This is a genomic window from Chitinophaga sp. G7 BAM 1005, from assembly GCF_057126945.1.
The window spans coordinates 2,733,316-2,755,806 of record NZ_CP181478.1; the positions used below are offsets into that span (position 1 = coordinate 2,733,316).

Annotated in this window: 18 protein-coding genes and 1 tRNA gene; 15 read left to right on the forward strand and 4 right to left on the reverse strand. The window is 46.0% G+C overall.

The genetic code is table 11. From position 1 onward, the window contains the following. Window positions 1-11: 11 nt before the first annotated feature. Complete coding sequence (locus tag ACMXI2_RS10800; protein ID WP_483781603.1) at window positions 12-3,272, reverse strand: SusC/RagA family TonB-linked outer membrane protein; 3,261 nt, start codon at window positions 3,270-3,272, stop codon at window positions 12-14. A gap of 488 nt (window positions 3,273-3,760) precedes the next feature. Between ACMXI2_RS10800 and ACMXI2_RS10805 the strand changes: the two genes are divergently transcribed. From ACMXI2_RS10805 to ACMXI2_RS10815, 3 genes are all read left to right on the forward strand, one after another. Then, window positions 3,761-4,264, forward strand: a complete 504-nt coding sequence (locus ACMXI2_RS10805; RefSeq protein ID WP_483781604.1) for a hypothetical protein — start codon at window positions 3,761-3,763, stop codon at window positions 4,262-4,264. A 96-nt stretch (window positions 4,265-4,360) separates the two neighbouring features. Further along, a complete protein-coding gene (locus tag ACMXI2_RS10810) occupies window positions 4,361-4,663 on the forward strand; it encodes a hypothetical protein (RefSeq protein ID WP_483781605.1) in 303 nt (100 codons plus the stop codon). Beyond that, on the forward strand, window positions 4,660-5,352 hold the full coding sequence (locus ACMXI2_RS10815) for an ATP-binding cassette domain-containing protein (protein ID WP_483781606.1): 693 nt from the start codon (window positions 4,660-4,662) through the stop codon (window positions 5,350-5,352). Before ACMXI2_RS10810 ends, ACMXI2_RS10815 begins: the two co-directional genes overlap by 4 nt. Here ACMXI2_RS10815 and ACMXI2_RS10820 read toward each other — a convergent pair. Together ACMXI2_RS10820 and ACMXI2_RS10825 are read right to left on the reverse strand one after the other, a co-directional pair. After that, a complete protein-coding gene (locus ACMXI2_RS10820) occupies window positions 5,349-6,095 on the reverse strand; it encodes an XRE family transcriptional regulator (RefSeq protein WP_483781607.1) in 747 nt (248 codons plus the stop codon). The two genes, ACMXI2_RS10815 and ACMXI2_RS10820, sit on opposite strands and share 4 nt — an antisense overlap. 58 nt (window positions 6,096-6,153) lie before the next feature. Then, the gene (locus ACMXI2_RS10825) at window positions 6,154-7,299 is read right to left on the reverse strand and encodes a redoxin domain-containing protein (protein WP_483781608.1); all 1,146 of its coding nucleotides are present in this window, start codon (window positions 7,297-7,299) and stop codon (window positions 6,154-6,156) included. A 113-nt stretch (window positions 7,300-7,412) separates the two neighbouring features. Here ACMXI2_RS10825 and ACMXI2_RS10830 point away from each other — a divergent pair, with 113 nt between their 5' ends. The 8 genes from ACMXI2_RS10830 to ACMXI2_RS10865 all read left to right on the forward strand — a co-directional run bounded on the left by ACMXI2_RS10830 (window position 7,413) and on the right by ACMXI2_RS10865 (window position 18,178). After that, window positions 7,413-7,715 (forward strand): hypothetical protein, encoded by a 303-nt coding sequence (locus ACMXI2_RS10830; RefSeq protein ID WP_483781609.1) that lies wholly within the window; start codon window positions 7,413-7,415, stop codon window positions 7,713-7,715. An 80-nt stretch (window positions 7,716-7,795) separates the two neighbouring features. Next, entirely contained in the window at window positions 7,796-8,560 is a 765-nt protein-coding gene (locus ACMXI2_RS10835; protein ID WP_483781610.1) for a LuxR C-terminal-related transcriptional regulator, read from the forward strand. Window positions 8,561-8,771: 211 nt separating this feature from the next. After that, on the forward strand, window positions 8,772-9,386 hold the full coding sequence (locus ACMXI2_RS10840) for an RNA polymerase sigma-70 factor (protein WP_483781611.1): 615 nt from the start codon (window positions 8,772-8,774) through the stop codon (window positions 9,384-9,386). 311 nt (window positions 9,387-9,697) lie between these two features. Then, window positions 9,698-10,711, forward strand: a complete 1,014-nt coding sequence (locus ACMXI2_RS10845; RefSeq protein ID WP_483781612.1) for a FecR family protein — start codon at window positions 9,698-9,700, stop codon at window positions 10,709-10,711. Window positions 10,712-10,762: 51 nt separating this feature from the next. Further along, entirely contained in the window at window positions 10,763-14,245 is a 3,483-nt protein-coding gene (locus ACMXI2_RS10850; protein ID WP_483781613.1) for a TonB-dependent receptor, read from the forward strand. A 19-nt stretch (window positions 14,246-14,264) separates the two neighbouring features. Beyond that, entirely contained in the window at window positions 14,265-15,872 is a 1,608-nt protein-coding gene (locus tag ACMXI2_RS10855) for a RagB/SusD family nutrient uptake outer membrane protein (RefSeq protein WP_483781614.1), read from the forward strand. A gap of 27 nt (window positions 15,873-15,899) precedes the next feature. Then, complete coding sequence (locus ACMXI2_RS10860; RefSeq protein WP_483781615.1) at window positions 15,900-17,024, forward strand: SusE domain-containing protein; 1,125 nt, start codon at window positions 15,900-15,902, stop codon at window positions 17,022-17,024. 8 nt (window positions 17,025-17,032) lie between these two features. Beyond that, the gene (locus tag ACMXI2_RS10865) at window positions 17,033-18,178 is read left to right on the forward strand and encodes a glycoside hydrolase family 76 protein (RefSeq protein WP_483781616.1); all 1,146 of its coding nucleotides are present in this window, start codon (window positions 17,033-17,035) and stop codon (window positions 18,176-18,178) included. Between the two features lie 97 nt (window positions 18,179-18,275). Here ACMXI2_RS10865 and ACMXI2_RS10870 read toward each other — a convergent pair whose 3' ends face one another. Beyond that, window positions 18,276-19,334, reverse strand: a complete 1,059-nt coding sequence (locus tag ACMXI2_RS10870; RefSeq protein WP_483781617.1) for a baeRF3 domain-containing protein — start codon at window positions 19,332-19,334, stop codon at window positions 18,276-18,278. Between the two features lie 248 nt (window positions 19,335-19,582). Between ACMXI2_RS10870 and ACMXI2_RS10875 the strand changes: the two genes are divergently transcribed. The 4 genes from ACMXI2_RS10875 to ACMXI2_RS10890 all read left to right on the forward strand — a co-directional run bounded on the left by ACMXI2_RS10875 (window position 19,583) and on the right by ACMXI2_RS10890 (window position 22,311). After that, window positions 19,583-19,987, forward strand: coding sequence for a carbohydrate-binding protein (locus ACMXI2_RS10875; RefSeq protein WP_483781618.1), 405 nt, complete (start codon window positions 19,583-19,585; stop codon window positions 19,985-19,987). Window positions 19,988-20,062: 75 nt separating this feature from the next. Beyond that, window positions 20,063-20,146, forward strand: a tRNA-Leu gene (locus tag ACMXI2_RS10880). Window positions 20,147-20,296: 150 nt separating this feature from the next. Further along, entirely contained in the window at window positions 20,297-20,899 is a 603-nt protein-coding gene (locus tag ACMXI2_RS10885; protein WP_483781619.1) for an RNA polymerase sigma-70 factor, read from the forward strand. A 206-nt stretch (window positions 20,900-21,105) separates the two neighbouring features. Continuing rightward, window positions 21,106-22,311: a FecR family protein gene (locus ACMXI2_RS10890; RefSeq protein ID WP_483781620.1), complete on the forward strand. Its 1,206-nt coding sequence runs from the start codon at window positions 21,106-21,108 to the stop codon at window positions 22,309-22,311. Window positions 22,312-22,491: the final 180 nt, after the last annotated feature.

A 22,491-nucleotide genomic window follows, 5' to 3' on the forward strand; every position in this document is an offset into this window, starting at 1 on the left:
CTTTTTTATGGTTAAAGGCTAAGATCCAGTCCCAGGGTGAATTTTCTGGGAATGGGATAACCACTGCCGCTATATACTCCAAAGGCATCCACCTGCTCGGGATCAGGTATATTTTTAGATTGTTTGAAGATATACAGGTTGTCGGCCAGCGCATAGATCCTTAAACGTCTGAAGTGAATTTTATCCAGCACTTCCTGTTTGAAGGAGTAGGAGAGGGATACGTTTTTCACCCGGAAGTAGGCGCCGCTTTCAATCCATGCAGAACTCACCATCGCATATTTGTAATGGGTACCGTTTACGGAACTGAGGCTGGGATAGGTGGCATTATCGCCCGGGTTTCTCCAGTAGTTAATATTACTCAGGTCAGGCATGGAATGGGTGGAAAGAGAATGATAGGGATCGGGATCGCCATCATCCGTAGGTACCAGCTGGGAGAGCTTTCCGGCGAGGTAGTCGTTGAATACTTTACGGCCTGCCGTGAAAGTACAGAATACATACAGCGTGAAATTTTTATAGCTGAAGGTATTACCAAAACCACCTGTTACTTTGGGGTTAGGGTTACCAGCTGGTATGTAATCGGTATTATCGAGGATACCGTCGCCGTTGGAGTCCTGCCAGATCGGGTCGCCACCTTTAAATGGATAGCCATAGAAACTGAGCGGCAATCCGCTTGCTTTATTTACGGGTACATCTGCATCTGTAAAGTAGATGCCTGTTTTGTTGAATACGTTGTATGAATTCAGTGGCTGTCCCTGGCGGAGCAGGTATTTATCGAGATAAATATCACGGCCGCCGTTTGGCAGGGAAGTGATCAGGTTATCGTTATGCGCCAGGTTTAATAACGCCTGCCACTGGAATTTTGAAGATGGCTTCAGGATGTTGGCAATGAACTGCACTTCCACACCGGTGTTGCGTATGCCGATGGCATTGGCGGTGAGGATGGAGTAGCCGGTGGTTACGGGTACATTCAGGTTAAAGATACCGCCGTTGGTATTCTTAATATAAGCATCGGCAACCACATTAAACCTGCCGTTATATAAGGTTACATCCAAACCAAGATTGCTTTGTGTACTCTTTTCCCAGCTCAGGTTATTGTTGGTGAGTCCTTTGTCGAAGTCGAGGGACACCGCCGGGATACCGTTGTATGCAAAGCCATAATTATTTCCGGTAGCAGGATTGGTGCTGCCTGGAAAATCACCTGCGCCAATACGGTAGGTATTATAAGAAAGGTAGTTGTCGCCACCATCCGGTTGCCGGCCGGCCACGCCATAGCTGGCGCGCAATTTCAACAGGCTAAGCCAGCTGCTGGCAGATTTCAGGGCGGGCTCGTCGCTGATCACCCAGCCACCGGATACGGAAGGGAAATAACCCCAGCGGTTGTTTTTACCAAAACGGGAAGAGGCATCTGCGGTGATTACGGCAGATAACAGGTAACGTTCTTTATAGCCGTAGTTGGCCCTGAAGAAAAGTGATTGGATACCGCTCTGTAACAGGTCGGAGCGGGTATCAGCCAGGTTTTTATTGAGCACGGTAACGGTGCGGATCTGGTCATTCGGAATGCCGATAGCGCTGGACTGTGTAGCCCGGTATTCCCAGTACTCTGTATTCTGACCGGCCAGTAAGTTGAACGAGTGATTGGTATTCAGCGTGGTGGTATACTGGAGGGTATTGCTCATTAAGTAGTTGTTGGATTTATCAACAAAACTGGTGGCTTTACCGGTTCCGTCTCTCCTTACAGCGCCGGGGGTGTAAGAGTCCATCCGGCTGTTGGTTTGTGTAAAGGAGATCACCGTGGTGAAGTTGAATTTGCTGGAGATCTTCCATTCAATGATCGGGCTGATAGACAGGTTGTCGTTGCTGTTCTGATCCGTGTTGCTGGTGGTGTTGCCAAAGATGAAGTCTTTGTTGGCATCGGTCATATACAGCAGGGAAGTAGGCAATGCGTTGGAGGCATAGTACCCGCCATTGAAGGGACCGTAGCCGCCGGAGAGATCATTAATAGATCTCGGGCGGTCTATTTTTGAATAACGGATCTGTGTATTGATCTGTACATTGGGAGAGAGGTTCAAGCCGGTGCTGCTGCTGAAGCTGTAACGTTTCAGGCCTGATTTCCGGATGATGCCATCTTCACTATAGTAGTTGAGGCCATAGCGGTAATTGATCAGGTTATTACCCCCGGAAATGGAGAGGTCGTAATTGTCCACCCGGCCGGTTTGATACATACCGCCCTGGTAATCGTTGGCGTTATTGAAAGCGGGATTGAGGCTATCGGTCAGCACCTGCGGAATATTTCTCAGGGTACCCCAGTTACCGTAGTGGTTGATCAGCTCCATTTTTGCGCGGCGTTCTTCTGCGCCGATTAACACTTTATCCAGCTGCGGCATTTCAGTGAAGCCATGATAGGTAGCGAAATCAATTTTCGGTTTGCCGGAGATGCCTCTTTTTGTTTTGATGATGATCACCCCGCCTGCGCCTCTTGATCCATAGATCGCAGCCGCGGAGGCATCTTTGAGGATATCGATGCTTTGAATATCGTTGATGGAAATGCCGGCCATTACGTCGGTGTTGGTACCGGAGCCGTAATTGATGGCGGCAATGTCTTCCGTGGTTTGCGGTACGCCGTCTATTACGTAAAGGGGGCCGCTCAATGCGCGGGCGAGACTGGCCTTCCCGGCGTTGCTGGTAAAATCGCTGTTGATGTTACGGCTTACGGCGGTGTTACCGCGCATTACCACGTTGCTTCTTACACCGGGTTCGCCGGAATAGTTCTGTACATCCAGGCCGGGTGCGCGTCCCTGCAGTAAGGCGTCGAAGGTAGGTGTGGGTACATCCAGTAATGTTTTTGGATTAATGGAAGTCACGGCCGCAGTCACTGTTTTGCGGGATGTTTCCTGGTAACCGATAACTACCACATCTTTCAACACTTTTTTGTCTACCGGCAATACTACGTTCAGGTGTGTGTTGGCTTCCTTTACTGTTACCGAGTAGGGGAGGTAGCCCATCATGCTGAAGGTAAGTGTGCTGCCCGGATTCATTTTGAGCGTGTAGCTGCCATCTGGGTTGGTGATAGCGCCTGATTTGGTATCTGAAATGCTTACAGATACGCCCGGCAATGGGTTGCCGTCTGAACCATCCTTTACTGTGCCTGATACGGTGATCTGTGTGGAGGCAGATTTTACCTGTGCGGTACCTCTCAGGCATAGGAAGGCGAGGCAGAACGTTAATAACATAACAGCGCCGTTACGGCTGTTTTGTGTAAAATTAACAGTCATGTAAATTGATTTGAAACTGATGAATGATACTGGAATGCTGATTACCCAGTTGTTATTATGGTATTGGTTGACGTATTATGCCCGGAATAAATATTGCTAAACGTATGCGTTGTTATTGATTGATTTTGATTTGATAAATACCATCGTTATTTCCGATGGCTGAATGCTGGCCTGATAAATTCCTTTTTCTGTTACTGATTTACTTTTGGTCTGATAAAATTCTTATCTTGCTAAATCGATTTTCTGAACAAGTCACAGGTCTCTGAATGTGAAGATGAAATTAGTATGAAAGAGAAAAATAACTTGTTAATGAAATTTAAAAGATTGTAAACAATATTAAAAAGAAGCGGGTCTCACGGCGGGCTGTATCTCCCTGCAGGTATACAAAGACAGGAATTTTTTCCACTCCGTTTCCGGAGGATAGATATATAGTTTAAAAATATTATATTTACAGGTATAAACAAACTACCTATCCGGAAATTATACCTATGAAACAACGCTACTTATTTGTCGGCATCCTGCTGACTATTTTCAGCATCCACAGCTTTGCGCAACAGGCAGCCAACGTGGGAAGCAAGGCTAAAGCAGCCGCCGTATTTACCAAAATACTCAACGAAGCCGCCGTCGTATATCCGCCGGAGTTATCCTATCTCACAGAGGCGGGCGCAAAAATTGAGTCGTCTTTCCGCGTGAGTGAAGACGGTATCCTGTCGGTGACCTTCCGCTACCCGGTGGAAAACAGTTATAGCCTTTACCGCCTGAGCGCGCCGGTAAGCTCCATCAAAGGCGTATTCTACGACTATTATATCGGGCTGGAATTTGACGGCCCGGTAGTACACATAGCGGAGAGCGACAAAGGCAGCCGGGAGCTGAAAGAAAACAATGCACTGGCGCTTTTTCATATTGCCAGGCCAGGCGACGGGCCGCAGGGTGAAAAGCTGAAGGTACGGATGGAACAGGCATTGCAGGCGTTCCGGGAGAATTATAAGTAAAGGGATCTTCAGAAAGATATGTTAAAAAGAACGATGCGGGGCAACCGGCATCGTTTTTTTGTAGTCACCGGTTTATATTTAGATAAACCAGGTTGCATGAAAATGCTATTTCATTACTACAAGGCTATTCATAGTTTTAATATTCCGTTTTCCCTGCTGGCTGGGTTATTCGGATTAACAGGTCATGATAAGCTGGAAGGATTTCTGCGTGGATTTGCTCTTTCCCTGTTTACAGGCGGCTTTCTGCTATCGGTGTTTTTCTTCGGACTGGCCTATGAAAACCGGTATTACTTTTATTACAATAAGGGGTTTTCCAAATTGCAACTGATAGGAGGGGCATACCTGTTGAATGTATCCGTACTGGCGGTTTACGGGCTGATTAAATATATTTTCGCATGATACAAAATGAGTTGCAGGCCGATAGCGTTTTCAAGTATTTCGGTGACCGGGAAATACTGACTGATTGTTTTGTGAGATGTAAAACAGGAGAAGTGATTGGGATTTTAGGAAGAAATGGTTGTGGAAAGTCCACCTTTATGAAGATCATTTTTGGCGCCCTTTCCTCTCACCATAAATACGTCAGCATCAATGGAAAAAAGTACGATGCTCCTTATAAAGTAAAAGGACTGATGGCTTATCTGCCGCAGCAGAACTTTCTGCCGGATCTCTTAACCGTAAAGTCAGCCATCCGCCTTTATGCGGACAGCAATAGTGACAAGAGAAATATGTTGGCCGATGAATACATCTTACCACATCTCTCTAAAAATATATTTTCTCTTTCCGGCGGTGAACGCAGGTACCTGGAGATATTGTTACTGGTAAATTCACCTGCAAAATTCATCCTGCTGGACGAGCCCTTTAATGGGCTGGATCCATTGGTCAAAGAAAAGATTGTTGCCCTTATTCATGCGTACAGGACTACAAAAGGCTTTATTATCACTGATCATGATTATCGTAACATCATCGCCACCAGCGACCGGATTATCCTGGTCGCCAATGGCGCATTCAAAAATATTAAGGCACTGGAGGAATTGGAAACCCTCCACTATCTTCCACCGGGAAGTCTTGCACTGGCGGGGTTGATTTAGTTCAGTTCCGGGAACTGTTTGCTCACATAGCCTATGAAAGTCCATATCTCCAGTACTTCTTCAATCGCTACGGTTACTGTTTCATATTGAGGGTTTAGTGAATGCAGCGATAAGGTACCGTTTTGTTTAACGTGGTTGCCTACCACTTTAAATATAATTTCTTCTTCTCCGCCTTTCAGCACAAGGATGCAGGCGGTGTTATCTTTTAAGTGGGACCAGTCCTGCAGGTATTGCGCAATAACATGACTGCCATCCGGGATAGGCTCCATCGAGTCGCCGCTGATGGGGAACATGCGGATGGTTTTGCCCCTGGGTAAACCGGGCAGGGTAAATTTGGGCAATGCCGAAATAAATGCCGGGTCGCTGAAGCCGCTGCGGTAGCCTGCCCTGGCGCGTGCCGGTACAAACTCCATGTTTTCTTCGTTACTATTGTCTACCGTAATTGGGAGAATACGTATATGCCTGCCTGTTAGGTCCACTTTCTTGCCGGCTTCCAGCTCCTGGAGTTGTTCTTCCGGCAGCTGCGAAAGGTCTGTTTTTACCATGAGGTCCAGGTCTATTTTGAAATAACCGGAAATCAGCGCCAGGTCGTCCATCCGGGGATTGCGCGTTTTACCGCTTTCCTGTGCGGTGATCTTGTTCCGGTTCAGTCCAAGTAAGTCCGATAAATGTTGTTGGGAAATCTTCTTTCGTGTCCGTAATAATTTGAGATTAGCGGCCCAGAACAGGGGCTGTTTGTTCATGTATTATATATTTACAATAAATTATATTTATAACTAACAAGGGCAAATGTATGGCTTTTTACTCATTCTGTTTGTTCAGTAAACTGTTTAATTGCTGGTAGAGTGATTCTCCGGAGAGGTCTTTATTAAAGATCATGCCGGTAGAATCTATCAGGAAGTTCTGCGGGATGGCCTTCACGCCATATACCCTGGCAGCCTGGTTTTTATCTATTTTAGGGTCGGCGAGGTTGGTCCATACCATGCTGTCTTCTTTAATGGCCTCGAGCAAATATTTCCGGTCGGCCGGTGGGTCGAGTGCCACGCTGATAATGGTAAAGTTTTTATCCTTGAACTGTTTGTAGGCTTCGAGGATCTTGCGATGTTCGCGTCTGCAGGGTTCGCACCAGGAGGCCCAGAAATCCAGGAATACGGTTTGGCCTTTGAAGTCGGACAGTCTCACCATTTTCCCGTTTATATCGGGCACTTCAAAGTCGGGGGCATCTGATCCAACCGTCAGGCTCCGGGCCCGGGCAATTTCTTCTGCAAAGGCTTTTCCTTCGGTGGTATTGCGTATTTCTTCGGAGAGTTTAAGGAAGATAGGTTCCACCATATCTGGGTTTACATCCAGGCCGGCCAGTTCTTCCAGTGCCATAAGGCTGAAAAAGGAGTTGGGATTTTCGGCGATGTATTTATGTTGAAGGAGTTTTTGTGCTTCATAGGATACCTGGTAGCGCAGGGCCATTTGTTGCTGGAATCCTTTGTCGTCTTTTTTGCTGGCCGGCGCCCTGTTGTATTCTTTTGAAAGCTGGCGGACAGATTTCAGGACAGATTTCATGGACTTGTTGAAATTAATTTCTTCCTCGTTGAGTGGAGAGGAAATACGGGCTTTGCTCACGCGTTCGTTGATCACTATTTTGGTGCTTCCTTTTTCGAGGAAGAAGATCCGGGTATCCGCATCCGGGGGGAGCTGCATAAAATCGATGCCGCCTCCTTTGGTATTGAGGATGAGCATGGCGCGTATGGGACCTTCCAGGGTACCTTCAAAGCGGAATTCACCGTTTTGTACCTCCGCGGAGTCTACCACCAGGGCTTCATTCACTACTTTGTTCAGGTACACTTTGGCGGGTCCGTTCTGTTTGGTCAGTTTGCCGTTTAATATATATTTTGCAGGTTGGGCGCTCATGAATGCGGGCAAACACAATGCGATAAGTGTTATTTTTTTCATAAGATATGCTATCAGGACCCTAAACTATCAACAAAATTTATTCATTTGCAATGCAGGAGTTATTGTTAATAAGTGATTAACAGTTAATCCTGATTAACATTTAATATAGGATTATGGCAAATCAAAGTAAGTCGCCGCACATACTGAACACTTCCACCAATCTGCTGGGCTTTTGTCTGATCGTACTCACTTCCATTAAAGTAGCGCATTTTAATCATGCCACCATTATAGATGATTGCACCGGGATAGCCGCCATGCTGTTGATGGCGAGTTGCCTGTTGTCTTTTTTATCGTTGAAGAGCAGGGATGGAAAATACAGTGAGCGGTTGGAGCAGGTGGCAGATTATACCTTCCTGATTGCATTGATATGCATAAGTATCACAATTGTTTTTGTATCTTTTAATCTGCTGAGCTAGTTGGCGTTGCCGGAACGCCCGCCAACGGTTCATTTTGGCAGGTCTGTTTACGGTTTACCTTGTAATATCTCCCTCGTACCATGAAGATTCGCATTTATGAAGAAACCAGGAAGGTCTGGAATATACTGGCTGAACGCAACGACCCGCCGGATCTGGCGCTGGAGTTGGAAGTACACAGGAAGGTGCTCAGCTTTTTCCAGGTGGGGGCGTGCTACTACTTTATATTTAATGCGGTAAGGGGAGAACTCGACTACATGCATCCGGGCGTATCCGAAGTACTGGGTTATAACGCGGATGAATGTACGATTACTGAGATGATGTCGCGTATTCACCCCGAAGACGTGGCCAGCTTCCTTGAGTTTGAGCAGGCGACAGTGGATTTCTTTTCCCGGCTGCCGCCGGAGAAAGTGTTGAAGTATAAAGTGCGCTACGATCTGCGGGTGAGGAAAGCCAACGGCGAATATCTGCGGATGTTGCAGCAGGCCACCTGCATACAGCACGATGAAACCGGCGCCGTATTGCGCACCTTATGTGTGCATACAGACATTACCCACCTGAAACCCACCGGCCGGCCGGTACTGTCTTTTGTGGGATTGGATGGAGAACCTTCCTTTAACAATGTGGAAATCAGGAAAACGCTCACTCCCAGCCGGGAAGTCCTTACCAAAAGAGAAAAAGAAATCCTCCGTTTAGTGCTGGCCAGTATGCCCAGCCGGGAGATCGCCACGCATTTGAATATCAGCAAGCTTACGGTTGACAAGCACCGTAAAAACATGCTGAAAAAAACGGGGATCAAATCGGCAGCCGAGCTGGTGGTGAAGGCGGTAAAGGAAGGGTGGGTGTAAGCGGAATCCCTGCTGGTATTGAATAAACGCACTATTGAATGTAGATTTATTTATATGTCACTAGGGATAATTGTTTATATTGATCTTTTTTTATAACATTGTCGTTGTAATGATATCAACCAAAGTTTCACGATAAACAACCCGAACAACAAAAGAGAACTTCATATTCTCGTTTTTTTTGTCCACTAAGAAAAAACGTTTTAGCATACACATGAAGATGGATGAGATTAGTGAATGGCAGATGCAGATTGCGCGTTATGATGATGAACAGGCATTTGCCCGTTTGTTCCGTCATCTGTACGACCGTTTGTTACATTTCTGTATCCGGTATGTACATGTAAGGGAGGCGGCAGAAGAAATAGTGTCCGATGTTTTTGTGAAACTCTGGAACCGCCGTAAGGAAATAGAGGAGGTATCCAACCTGGAGGTATATCTTTTTGTAGCCGTAAAAAATCACTCACTCAATTACCTGGAGCAATATTCCCATCTGCGCATTGTACCGCTTTCCGGTTCTGATACGGCTGACCTGCGTAACAGCATCGACCTGGAGCGCGACCTGGAATGGAAGGAGATGCGTTTTAAAATGGACCAGATCGTGTCCTCGCTGCCGGCCCAATGCCGCCGCATTTTTCAGCTGATCAAGGAAGACGGCTTCAAATACAAGGAAGTCGCCGAAATCCTCAATATCTCTCCCAGAACCGTGGAAACACAGCTTTTCCGCGCCATGCGCCGGCTGAATGAAGGGCTGGGTGCTATCGGCAAAACCAAAGGCGTATTGCCCCCGCTGATCATTTTACTGGCTATCTCCTGCCGGATGTTGTGTTAAGCGAGGAATCGCCTTCGGCGATTGGAAATTGTCTTGGAGCAGGATTACACTGATTATATTGATTTCACTGAGATTATTTTTTTAGATTTTTAAAAAGATTAAGGGAGATAAAAGTTGATTTATTCGCTTTTATCTCCCTTAATCTTTTTAAATCTTACAATATCAATCAAAAAAATCAGCATAATCAGTGTAATCCTGCTCCAGGACAATTTCCAGTCGCCGAAGGCGACCACGGTAAAATTTTTTTTTTCCCGCTTGTAAGTAGTTTTCCCTCCGCTACCTGTCCTTATACCTGAACACGATTCCATTTTATGATTAACGAAGAACATTTCGTCTTACTGGTTACCCGTAAACTGGCGGGAGCTGCGACCCCTGGAGAACTGGCGGAGCTGGATGCCCTGCTGGAACAGTACCCGGTACCGAAAGAGAAATATCATCACCTCCACCACTATTTTAAAGATCCGCTGCACCTGTCGGCCGAAAACACGGAACAGGCCCTGGAACGGACGCTGTCTAAAATAAAACAACAAACGACTAACATCCATCCGATGGAGCCTAAGAGATCCGGGAGATGGAAATGGGTAGCTGCTGTTGCTGCCGCCATATTGTTACCGGTTGGCACCCTCTGGTTTTTTAACGCTACACGTCAAACACCGGATGCCGGACGGGAACAATGGGTGAAACGCAGTAACGGCAAGGCTACCCGGTCGTTTATTGAACTGGCCGACGGCAGTAAGATCTGGCTCAATGCAGAGAGTGTGATCACTTACCCGGAAAAGTTCCGGGGCGATAGTCGTGAGATCTTCCTCGAAGGGGAGGCATTTTTTGATGTAGCCACCAACGCCAAACGTCCGTTTATTGTACACCTGAAAAAGGGTACCATCAAAGTACTGGGCACCTCTTTTAATATCCGGGCCTATGAAAATGAACCGGTGCAAACCGCCGTGGTAACAGGCAAGGTGGCCTTCATTCCCCGTTATGAAGGCACTAAAAAGATCAGCGATACCATCCTGGTAACGCCTGATGTAAAAGTAACCTATACCGCCAGCAGCGGTACCCTGATCAAAGGCAATACCATCGGGTCGGAAGATAAAGCCTGGACAGAAGGACGGCTTATTTTCAGAAACGCAACACTGGAGGAAATCGGCGCCAGCCTGCAACGCAACTTCAACAAACGGGTAGCGTTTGAAGCCAATGCACCCAAACAGTACCGGTTAACGGGGGCTTTCCATAATAACTCCCTGGAAGATATTATGTACTACCTCAGTAAATCAAAAGCATTCCACTACCGCATCACCGATTCAACATTAGTTATAGGAGAATAATAAACATCAAGCCAACACCAATATTTATTCATTTTTAATCACCACTACGTTATGAGAAAGGTATTATACAAACCTTCTTTTCGTCCGCCTTTCCTGTCGCTGATAATCTGCTTATCGCTGCTGAGCGTGCTGGATCTGCATGCGCAGGTAGCCTATGCGGCAGGGGTACGCCGGCAGGTGCAACATCAGCCGGTAAAGGAACGGGAAAGACCTCCGGCAATGAACCAACTGATCAGTCTGCAGGTTGATAATGCCAGCCTTGCACTGGTACTGGAAAAGATTGAAGCACAAACCTCCCTGGTTTTCGTGTATTCCAACGATGATATTAAAGCCGCACAAAAAATATCCCTGAATGTAAAGGATAACAAGCTGGATGATGTACTGCAGATGATCCTGCTGCCACTTGAAATCAACTATGAATTCATCGCCAATAAAATTATCCTGAAGCGTGGTAATCTTACTGTCAACGGTGATCAGCAGCAGGATATTACCATTACCGGCCGCGTGGTGGATAACAAAGGTCAAACCATTCCCGGCGCCAACATTCGCGTAAAAGGAATGAGCCTTGGCACCGTTACCAACGCAGAAGGCAACTATACCCTGAAAATCCCCGCCAGCGCCGCTAACGGTACCCTGGTGTTTTCTTCTGTAGGGTATGTATCATCCGAAATATCCATCAGCGGAAGAACCAGCATCATTGCTATGCTGAACGTAGATTCCAAAGACCTCGGAGAGATCGTGGTAACAGCTTATGGCCAGCAAAAGAAAACACAGGTGACTGCGTCCATCAGCACCATTAATTCAAAAGATATCACCAGCAGGCCGGCAGTAAATATGTTCCAGGCCTTGCAGGGGCAGGCGCCTAACCTTATCATGCAGCAGAATACTGCAGAACCCGGTGCAAAAATGACGATGAACATCCGTGGAGTAGGTAGCTTAACCGGCAACGAGCCGCTTGTGATCATTGATGGGGTACAGGCAGGTACCAACGGCTTACAGAACCTCAACCCCTACGATGTGGAAACCATTTCTGTACTGAAAGATGCTGCATCTGCCGCTATCTACGGTTCACAGGCCGCCAATGGCGTGATCTATATTACCACAAAGAAAGGGAAGAAAGATGATCATCCTTCGGTAACCTACAATGGTATGTACGGCTGGCAGATGCCTACCACACTACCCCGGCAGATGGAAGCATGGCAGTACATGACCCTGAAAAACGAAGCCCTTGTAAACTCCGGTAAAACGCCGCAGTATACACCGGGCGATATACAGTCGTGGCACGACCGTGGTTCCGAACCCGCCATGCTCACCGAAATGATCCGTAAATACACGCCGCAGCAGAGCCACAATTTGAGTTTAAGCGGTGGCGGCAAAACCAGCAGCTACCTGTTGTCGCTCGGTTACCTTGATCAGGGCAATATGCTTCAGAATAAATATGTGCCGCAGGACTTTTACTACAAACGCTATAACGCCCGCCTCAATGTATCGGTAGATGTAAGCAAGTATGTGAAAGTAAGCGGTAACGCAGCTTACACCCGTTCCAATTACCGCACACAGGTATCTGACATCGGCTTCCTGATGCGTGATGCGATGCGCGTACCGCGTACTACAGCCGTAAAAGATTCTCTCGGTAACTGGGTAGTGCCTCCGCTGACCAGCAACAGCGTAATGGCTTTACTGGCGCAGGCCGGGTACAGAATGAGAACAGTAGATAACCTGATGGGAGGGATCGATGTAGTGATTACACCGGCGGATCATTTTAAGATCAACGTTAATGCATCCGGTAACTATAATATAGACAACACCAGCGTGCGTACTAATAAGTTCACTTATGCCCCTTATTATACTACTGCTACACCGCCGTTGTACAATCAACAGCGTAACGAGGAGTACAAAGACCTCACAACTAACGTATATGCTACTGCAGAGTATGAAAATACGTTTGGCAAACATTATGTAAAAGGACAGGTGGGTGTGCGCAGCGATGCGATAAACGAAGGTTACGGCTTTATGGCAGAACGTTATGGTACTACTAACCTGGACAACGACTGGGCTATCGGTGGCGGCTATATTCCTAAACCGGATGGCACCTACGATTACAGGGATATCGGTACTTATAACGACATAAGAAACCCGAATCTCTATGCACTCAACTCTCTTTTCGGAAGATTTAACTACGCTTACAACGATAAATACCTGGCGGAAGTAACCTGGCGTTACGACGGTTCTTCCAAGCTGGCTCCGGGCCACCGCTGGCAATTCTTCCCGGCATTTTCACTGGGATGGAGGGTAACAGATGAAGCCTTCATGGAAGAAGTAAAGGATAAGATCGGCAACTTTAAACTGCGCTACTCCTGGGGACAGGTGGGTAACTCCAACATCGGAGGATTTAACTATCTCTCAAGGGTAAGCATCAATAACGCCAATTATGCCTTTAATAATTCCATTGCTCCCGGTAATACTTTCTCTACTTACAACGACTTGTTGCAGTGGGAAATTTCTACCATGAGCAACTATGGTATCGATGCAGATTTCCTTAAAGGTGCATTAACAGCGTCTTTCGATTATTTTAATAAGACAACAGACGGGATCTATCTTTTCCAGACGGTACCGGGAACCGCAGGTACTGCCGCTCCGCTGGAAAACGTAGGTAAGGTAAATAACAAAGGCTGGGAACTGGCAGTGAATTACAGATTGACCATCGGTAAATTCCACCATAACTTTGGCTTTAACCTCGCCGATAACCTGAACAAGGTGATTAAATTCGGCCAGGAATCCGTACGTGGTTCTGACGTAACCTTTATTATTAAAGAAGGATTTCCTATCGCTTCTTACTACGGTTATAAATCCGACGGATTATACCAGAACCTGGATGATATAAAGAACGCGCCTAAAGTGCCGTTTGCCTACAACCAACAGGTAATGCCGGGAGATGTGAGATATATAGACCGTAATAAAGACGGCGTGATCGATGAAAACGACCGCTACATTTTTGGTAATCCTTTTCCCCGTTACACCTTTGGCTTTAACTACAGCGTAAGCTGGAAAAACTTCGACCTTAACATGTTCTGGCAGGGTGTGGGCAAGCGTTCCCAGTTCCTGAGAGGCGATATCGTGGAGGCATTCCACAACAACGAAGACCACGCAATGGTGCAGCACCTGGACCGCTGGACGCCTACCAATCCGGGCGCTTCCTACCCACGGTTAACCATCGGTTCTGCAGATGCCAACAACTTCGCTTATTCCGATTACTGGCTGTTTGACACCAAATACCTGCGTCTGAAAAATTTCCAGCTGGGATACAACCTGCCTGCATCTTTAGTGAACCGGGCGCGTATCCAGGGTGTGCGGGTATACTTTACCAGCCAGAACCTGATAACGATCATGCCTGAACGCTTCCGTGAAATAGGCGTGGATCCTGAGTTTACACAGTTTGATGATAAGTTGTCCATGTCTAATTACAATCCTATTGCAGGACGTAATTATCCGAATGCGGCCACTTTTGCTTTTGGTCTGGATGTTAAGTTTTGATGCCTAAACAATCAATTGTATGAAGAAATTAGTTTTATCAATATTAATGGCCGGCACATTGTTCAGTTGCCGTAAACTGGATCAGCCGATCACCCGGGAATTTACTGAAACTGCCTACTGGCGTGATTCGCAGGATGCCCTTGATGCATTGACTGCCTGTTATGAACATCTTTCAAAAGATGATTATTATTTTGGAGATGAAGCGCTGAGTGATAATGCGTATAACAGCGGCGGTGGGCTGATCAACGTAAACGCTATTGCCAACGGCGGTTATGATGGCGCCAATGGCCGTGTATCAGATACCTGGTCTTATTATTACACTACTATTCGTAGGTGCAATACCGTTACCACCAACATCGACCGTGTGCCGAATATGGATGCTGCGCTGAAAGCACGCATCCTGGCAGAAACCCGCTTTATCCGTGCTTACGCTTACTTTCAGCTCACCGCCTGGTATGGTGATGTACCTTTTTATACAGACCTTATCACCATTGATGCTTCCCGCACTATTGCACGTACCGATAAGAACACCATCCAGGAGTTTATATTAGCAGAACTGGCGGATATTCAGAAGGATCTGCCCACTAATGCGCAACAGTCGCAGAACGACCGTGGCCGTATTACCCGTGGCGCTGCAATAGCCATGAGCGCGCGTGTACACCTGTTCCGCAGCGAATGGGCCGCCGTGGCAGCTGATTGCGAAAAGCTGATTGGTAAAACCGAGAATGGTACCTATGCTTTGTTTGGCAACTACAGCACCCTGTTTACCGTAGCCAATGAATACAACAGTGAAGTAATCCTGGACCTGCAATATGGCGGTGGCAGAACATACGACAAGCAACGTTCCTTTATGCCGCAAACCATTGCTGCATTAAGAAGCGTACTGGTGCCTACCCAGGACCTGGTGAATGATTACATCATGACCAACGGTAAAGCCATTGGGGAAGCCGGTTCCGGTTATAGTGAGAACACGCCGTATATCAACAGGGACCATCGTTTTGAGGCTACTATCCTGCATCATGGATCTAAAGTAATAGATTTTGCAGGAGCGGAACAAACCATTCTTACACAGCCGGGTTCTGTACCTGCTACCAATACGGTAGATGATCAGGGTGCTTCTCCCACCGGTTATTACTTCTATAAATACTACGACCGCGCAGCTACCAACTACGCTTCGGGATTAAACCTGATCATGATCCGTTATGCCGATGTACTGCTGATGTATGCAGAAGCAAAGAATGAGCTGGGGCAAATGAATGCGGCCGTATGGAATCAAACCATTCAGCCTATCCGTGTGCGTGCCGGCTTTAACGATGCAGGCGCCACCGAGTTTAATGCAACGCTTAACCAGGATCAGCAGCGTGCCGTGATCCGCCGGGAAAGAAGATCTGAGCTGGCATTTGAAGGACTGCGTGTTTATGATATACGTCGCTGGAAAACCGCCGATGTAGTGATGAACAGACCGGTAAGAGGCATCAAAGTAACTTCCGGCGCTTTCAATAAAGATCCGAACGGTTACATCATCGTGGAAAACAGGTTGTTTACAAATCCAAAGCACTACCTGTGGCCGGTGCCAACCGTAGAACGCGATCAGAATAAGAATCTTTCACAAAATCAAGACTGGTAATATCCTTCCACCTAAAACTGTAATAACATGCAAAAATATCTGATCATCATACTGAGTGTTTTATTCTTTAGTTGTAAGAAAGACGATTATTCACTCAACACCAATATGCAGCCGGTGCCTAAACTCACCGCCCCGCTGGACAACAAGTACATCAAGCTGCAGCCTACTACCAGCGCTACCGTGAGCTTTGAATGGGATCAGGCGCGTGCTGAAGATGGTTCTCTCGTGCAGTATGAAGTGGCGTTTGATAAAGCAGGCGGCGATTTCTCTTCTCCTGTGGCAAAATTTTCTTCTGATGGCGGTGGCGTACAGAACAAACTGACCTTGTCGCATAAAGACCTGAACAGTGTAGCAGGTAAAGCGGGTATCGCTTCCCTGGCCACCGGCAAACTGATATGGACAGTGCTGGCATCCAAAGGATATAATATCCAGAAGGCAGCCGAAACAAAAACCATTGAAGTAGAAAGACCCAACGGTTTTGCGGAGATCCCCACAGATGTGTACCTCACCGGTGAAGCTACCGAGGCGGGCGCTGACCTGTCGAAAGCCCTGAAGCTGAAATCCACAGCTCCGGGGGTATACGAAATTTACACATCTCTCAAAAACGGTAAATATCATTTCACCAGCAGGAACACCGGAACACCGGACGTGTATTCCATTGCCGGTACAGCCGTAAAAGAAGGTGGCGAAAGTGAACAGACCGCAGGTACTAAAGTGTATCGGGTACGCCTGGACTTCAATAACGCCGCCGCAACTGTAACGGAGATAGGCACTATTGGTCTTTGGTTTGCGCCACTGAATAAATTTTTATTCGAGATCAATTACGCCGGTGGCGGCACGTGGAAAATTCAGAGCCAGCTGATCACGTTCAAACAGGAATCATGGGGCCGCGATGAGCGCTACAAATTCCGTGTCAACGTGAAAGACAGTGATGGCAATGCCGGTGAGGAGTGGATAGGAAGTTCCAATGCAGATAACAACCGTCCGACTTCCGCTACGCCACTGAGTTTCTGGGAATTGCGTCCTATTACCAACAATGACCAGTGGAACTATTGTTACAAATTTGCAACAGAAACAGACATGAAGAATTGTGATGTGAACCTGTACTTCACCACGGATAAAAATTACACCCACGAAATCATTGTAAAATAATGACCGCTATGAAGCAGATACGATATTCCCTTTTGATACTCTCCCTGGCCTTCACTGCATGTTTGAAAGAACCTGTAGATGATGGCCCGGGTCCGGGAGCCAACAAGGCACGTTATGTTTTTGATTGGGCGCAGATAGGGGATTCCTCTTTACAGGGGCTCACCAGCAATTTCTGGAACCAGGAAAAATATTTTAACGCCAACAATGCAGGCGGCACCACCTTTAACTACTGGCCCAATGCACATGCACTGGACGTACTAACGGACGCCTATATACGTAAAAATGACCCGGCCATCAAAGCCCGTATGGATGATTTGCTGGCGGGCATGAAAACAAAGAATGGGGGCACTTACATCAACCATTTCTATGATGATATGGAGTGGATGAACCTTGCCTGTTTACGCGCCTTTGAAGCCACCGGTGATACCAAATATAAAGATGTGGCCGTATTGCTGTGGAACGATATTAAAGGCGGCTGGGACGATGTTTGGGGTGGTGGTATCCACTGGAATAAGGATAAATCAAAGAACTATAAGAACACACCTGCCAATGCGCCTGCGTGTATTATTGCCTGCCGGATGTATGGTCTTACACAAAATCGGGATGATATTGCCTGGGCAAAAAAGATCTACGATTGGCAGAAAAACACGCTGGTAGACCCGGTGACCGGTCTTGTATGGGACGGCATCAACCAGGACGGCAGCGGACAGGTAACCAAAAACTGGAATTTCACCTATAACCAGGGGGTGTTCATTGGTGCAGGCGTGGAGCTGTATAAACTCACCGGCCAGAACGTGTACATCAATGATGCGTTGAAAACCGCTAACAACACCTTAGCCGGCGGATTTACCAATGCCAATATCCTGAAAGATGAAGGTGGGGGAGATGGCGGTTTGTTCAAAGGGGTGCTGGTGCGTTACCTGATGTTGCTCATCACCGATGGCAGTATCAGCAGCACCGATGTGGCGAAGTACGCTGCTTTCCTGCAGCTGAATGCGGAAACGTTGTGGCTGAAAGGTACCACCCGTCCGCAGGTATTATTTAATAAGGATTGGGCTGCCACTGCATCCGGCAGCGACCTGACCACCCAGCTGAGCGGCGCCATGCTCATAGAAGCGGCGGTAAAGCTGAAGAGCATGGGACTGATGAAGTAATGAAAATTATAAAGCCCGGCTGGCGGGTAATATAATAAGGGAATAGATATTAAGAATCCCGCAACGACTGCTGTTGCGGGATTTTTTATTAGAAATATTATGAGAATCTCGTTACCAGTACAATACCCTGATAGGCACTGAGTGTGTTTTCATCCATAAACAATACCTTACCACCTTTATTGAGTATTGTATCTATTAAGATCAGTGTAAGATCTTCTGTACCGGGTTCATCAGATGCAGTAATAGTACCCTCTTCCAGCTTGCCATTGAAGAAATAATTTTTTTCGAGATAGAGTGTTTCCGCGGAGCCGGCTTCAGCCGCGCGGAAAATATCGCCGAAGTCTGTCAGTATGCGTTGTTTTGATTGTGCTTCGTTGATCGCGTTCAGATAAGCCAGTTGTTTATCTGCCATGCGCTGTTGCACAAGAGGGAAGGTTATTTTTAGTATTTCGTGGGCAGGAGTGTCATCGTAGCTACCCGCTGCAGTATAGGTCACTATATTTTTAATATCCATCTGATCCTTGTAATAGGCAATACTTTTGGCATCGCCGAGCAAGATGAGAGGGAGGGGGTTTTCGTAGTAATATTTCTTAAAATGTTTGTCTGCTATGTTAAAATATTCCTTTTGCAAATCATCACCAAAGGAGTCCTGCTGTTGTTTTGCATGATCGGTGGTGTAGTAGCGGTTGGCGAAGGGGAAGTCGTTGTTGCTGACCTCCCTGATGAGGTTATCATTATAGGCCTCCAGCAACCTGATCTTCTGGCGTGAAATGGTGAGTATATAGTAATGCTCTTCCTGTTGCAGTGCTTTCAGCAACGGTCTGATTTCAAAGCGGTCGCTGATCACAACCCGGTCTGTGCCAGGAACAGGTAGTTTTATAACCTGTATTGTTTCCGAATTGGCAAAAATAGCCAGGCTTTCGAGGTTATAGTCGTGGTTGATCTCTGCTTCTGCGATTTTAATTTTATCCAGTACGGGCCATACTTCTCTCTTATCATACAATTCATACAGCCTTGTCTCAACTGTTGAGATCAGTTTTTTCAGCTGAATGGAATCCTGAATATTATCAGGGTGCGTCCTGTGGGTATTTAGTAAGACAGATACAGCCGGAGTCCCGTAATATTGACTGAGTGTCAGCAGTGTTTGTTCTATCATTTCCGCTTTTTTATAGATCTTAACAATCGGTTGAATACAATGTTTAATTCATTTCCAAAGGTAATCTGGAGGGTCAGGTGGCTTCCTGACAGGAGTCAATGGAGGGGATGATTCTGATCAGCGGACATTATTATTTTGCTATAATATTACATAATTCCTTAATTTTATAATTTTTTTTATTAATTTATCACCGGGGAAGTTATTCCTGATCATCAAAAAAAGAGAAGAAGACAACCTATCCTATCCTTATGAGGCTGATGTTATTGCTGCTTTTTGCTTTCGTGCCGGTATCTGTTATGGGACAGACGGTGGCGCCGGCGGCTAAAAAGGGGAATCGTGCAACGGAATTCCAGATGAAGGAGGGCAGTTATCTCAGTTTTGCCCAGGTAAATTTAAGTCTTGGTGAAATAGGCTTCCGCGTAGAAGTGGCATCGGAACATAAAAAGAGCAATGCCCGGCTGGAGTTCCGGATAGATAAACCAAAAGGTAAAGTTATTGGCACCCTTGATATTCCTTATACGGGAGACAGCACGTATGCGTTGAAGTTAACGGGAAACCTGCGTCATGCTGAAGGTGTGCATGACCTGTACCTGGTGGCGAGGGGGGGGATGCCTTTCAGCATTACGGCATTTGGCTTTATTTTTAACTATTAGTGTAGGCGTTCGCGTTATTTTTTTGGAAAATTAAAATAGCTGCATATCTTTGCGCTCCCTGACACGATATCAGTTGCCCAGATGGCGAAATTGGTAGACGCACTGTGTTCAGGTCGCAGCGCCTGCAAGGGTGTGCTGGTTCGAATCCAGTTCTGGGCACAAAAAAGGCTCGTAAGTAATAAGCTTGCGAGCCTTTTTCTTTTGGTTAAGTGCCGTTTTTAACGGTTTCTACGATCCCAAATTCATGTGCCGGCATATATTTTTCGTTTTTGATGTTTATGTTTATATTCGGGGCGTATTCCACACACAATGGCCAATAATCAATTAAAAAATTTAAGCGAAGATGAATTATTGGAAAGGTTACTAAAAGGTGACACTTATGCTTTTGACTATATTTTCAAAAGATTTTACGGTGCGTTGTGCTTATTTGCCACGCGATTAACCTCGGATAAATTTACAGCCGAGGAAATCGTTCAGGACATTTTTTGTACGCTATGGAGAAAACATGAAGACTTTTACAGCCTGAACTCAATTAAAGCTTTCCTTTATATAAGCACCCGGAATGCTTCAATGAACGTCTTAAAAAAGCAAAGCCGTAAAATGAAGCGTGATCAGGCATTTGCTTTTTTCAAAGATGGATTTGAGGAACCGTTTATCAACGAAATCATTTACATTGAAGCCCTTCGCGAAATTTCAACTGAAGTCAATGCCTTACCGGATCAATGTGCGAAAATCATTAAAATGATTTTTGAAGATGGCCTGCAACCAAAAGAGATAGCAGATAAACTTGATATTGCTGTCAGTACGGTTTACAATCAGAAAATGCGCGGGCTTTCCATTTTAAGGACGCGCCTTTCGGATAAAGGATTTGCTGTTTTAACATCTATGATATTATCTATATATTTCAAGTGAAGAACTTTTGCCGTTATAGCTGAATCATTCCCATCACTACCCATGCCATCTCACCGATTCGGTACACCATCACTTATTCTTATTTATTATATATGAAATTTTTGCCGCTTCGATTGCGGCGTCATATTCCAAAAGATTTTTTTTCAAATCCTTTAGAGGAAATGTGATAGTATGTTGTTTCTATTATGCAACACTAATTAATCGCCATGTCCGATAAAAAATTATCTGATCCATTGTATATAAGCAGCCTGTTAGCGCGCAGGTTGTATAGTACCCTGACAGCCTCTGAGGAAGCTGAACTGGAAGCATGGTTGAATAAAAGTGCAGACAACAGGGAGATGCTTGAAAGGTTCTTGAGCGAAAGCACCCGGAAGCAAGAGATTGAACGCTTGCATGAATTTAATGAGGAAACTGCATTAAAAAGCGTCTGGGCCAAAATCGGGGACCCTGAAAGCACCGGCAGAAGTACTTTGAGAGGTTATATGACAAGGATTGCCGCTGCAGCAGCAATAGTTATAGTGCTTTCAGTTACCTTTTGGATAGCTAAAGTTAAATCACCGGCAAAGGTATTGTCATATCAGGTAGAAAAAACGGAAATCCCGCCTGGCACCAATAAAGCAACGTTGATTCTATCTAATGGTACTAAAATAGATCTTCAGGCAGCCAAAAGCGGAAATATCGCTTACCAGGCAGGCGCTATTGTGAGCAAGCAGGCAGACGGTAAAATAGATTATCAGGGCGCTGATTCTACCACTGCTCAATCAGGTACAACAGATGTGTTCAACACTTTGTCCGTTCCCCAAGGAGGACAATATGAACTGACACTTCCGGACGGCACCCATGTCTGGTTAAACGCAGCCTCGTCATTAACATATCCGGTTGCATTTACCGGGAAAGACCGTCGCATCAGATTAACCGGGGAGGCCTATTTTGAGGTGGCTAAGAATCCCGGTAAACCATTTCTTGTGAATGTAGATGGAAAGCAAACAGTGGAAGTGTTAGGAACACATTTTAATATCAAGGCTTATAATGATGATCCTGACATCAGGACTACTTTACTGGAAGGTTCGGTAAAGATAAGCTGTAAAAGCAGTCATGCAATTATAAAACCTGGTCAGATGGCTGTTAATAACCTAAAAGCGCCTTTGATTGTCAGGAATGCAAACCTGGACGAAGTAATGGGCTGGAAGAACGGACTGTTTGTGTTTAATGACGAGCGTATTGAAGACGTGTTAAGAATAGTTGCAAGGTGGTACGATGTAGATGTGGAATACCAAACCAATGTCAGTCAAAAGAAACTAAGGGGTATTGTATCTAAATATAAAAGTATCAGAGAACTACTTGATAATATAACAATTACATCCGGGATTCATTATAAAATAGAAGGAAGGCGCGTCATCTTTATAAATTAATCTTACTGAATAAATTTTCCGGAAAAAAAAGCAGGAGCAGTTGCAACGCGCTCCTGATGAAACACGGCTGTGGGAGCTGTATACCTGGGTAATCATTATAATCGCTGTTATCAACCAATTATTTAACCTGAGATTCAAATGTATAAAATTTATACTGCATTTGAACGCGGATGTTCATTC

What these genes read in the sequence shown, in the direction of transcription:
- ACMXI2_RS10840 (WP_483781611.1), top strand. Translation starts at nt 8,772, where the DNA reads ATGAAGATGGATGAGATTAGTGAATGGCAGATGCAGATTGCGCGTTAT.
- ACMXI2_RS10810 (WP_483781605.1), top strand. Translation starts at nt 4,361, where the DNA reads ATGAAAATGCTATTTCATTACTACAAGGCTATTCATAGTTTTAATATT.
- ACMXI2_RS10805 (WP_483781604.1), top strand. Translation starts at nt 3,761, where the DNA reads ATGAAACAACGCTACTTATTTGTCGGCATCCTGCTGACTATTTTCAGC.
- ACMXI2_RS10835 (WP_483781610.1), top strand. Translation starts at nt 7,796, where the DNA reads ATGAAGATTCGCATTTATGAAGAAACCAGGAAGGTCTGGAATATACTG.
- ACMXI2_RS10855 (WP_483781614.1), top strand. Translation starts at nt 14,265, where the DNA reads ATGAAGAAATTAGTTTTATCAATATTAATGGCCGGCACATTGTTCAGT.
- ACMXI2_RS10825 (WP_483781608.1), bottom strand. Translation starts at nt 7,299, where the DNA reads ATGAAAAAAATAACACTTATCGCATTGTGTTTGCCCGCATTCATGAGC.
- ACMXI2_RS10830 (WP_483781609.1), top strand. Translation starts at nt 7,413, where the DNA reads ATGGCAAATCAAAGTAAGTCGCCGCACATACTGAACACTTCCACCAAT.
- ACMXI2_RS10875 (WP_483781618.1), top strand. Translation starts at nt 19,583, where the DNA reads ATGAGGCTGATGTTATTGCTGCTTTTTGCTTTCGTGCCGGTATCTGTT.
- ACMXI2_RS10850 (WP_483781613.1), top strand. Translation starts at nt 10,763, where the DNA reads ATGAGAAAGGTATTATACAAACCTTCTTTTCGTCCGCCTTTCCTGTCG.
- ACMXI2_RS10860 (WP_483781615.1), top strand. Translation starts at nt 15,900, where the DNA reads ATGCAAAAATATCTGATCATCATACTGAGTGTTTTATTCTTTAGTTGT.
- ACMXI2_RS10870 (WP_483781617.1), bottom strand. Translation starts at nt 19,334, where the DNA reads ATGATAGAACAAACACTGCTGACACTCAGTCAATATTACGGGACTCCG.
- ACMXI2_RS10815 (WP_483781606.1), top strand. Translation starts at nt 4,660, where the DNA reads ATGATACAAAATGAGTTGCAGGCCGATAGCGTTTTCAAGTATTTCGGT.
- ACMXI2_RS10845 (WP_483781612.1), top strand. Translation starts at nt 9,698, where the DNA reads ATGATTAACGAAGAACATTTCGTCTTACTGGTTACCCGTAAACTGGCG.
- ACMXI2_RS10865 (WP_483781616.1), top strand. Translation starts at nt 17,033, where the DNA reads ATGAAGCAGATACGATATTCCCTTTTGATACTCTCCCTGGCCTTCACT.
- ACMXI2_RS10820 (WP_483781607.1), bottom strand. Translation starts at nt 6,095, where the DNA reads ATGAACAAACAGCCCCTGTTCTGGGCCGCTAATCTCAAATTATTACGG.
- ACMXI2_RS10800 (WP_483781603.1), bottom strand. Translation starts at nt 3,272, where the DNA reads ATGACTGTTAATTTTACACAAAACAGCCGTAACGGCGCTGTTATGTTA.
- ACMXI2_RS10885 (WP_483781619.1), top strand. Translation starts at nt 20,297, where the DNA reads ATGGCCAATAATCAATTAAAAAATTTAAGCGAAGATGAATTATTGGAA.
- ACMXI2_RS10890 (WP_483781620.1), top strand. Translation starts at nt 21,106, where the DNA reads ATGTCCGATAAAAAATTATCTGATCCATTGTATATAAGCAGCCTGTTA.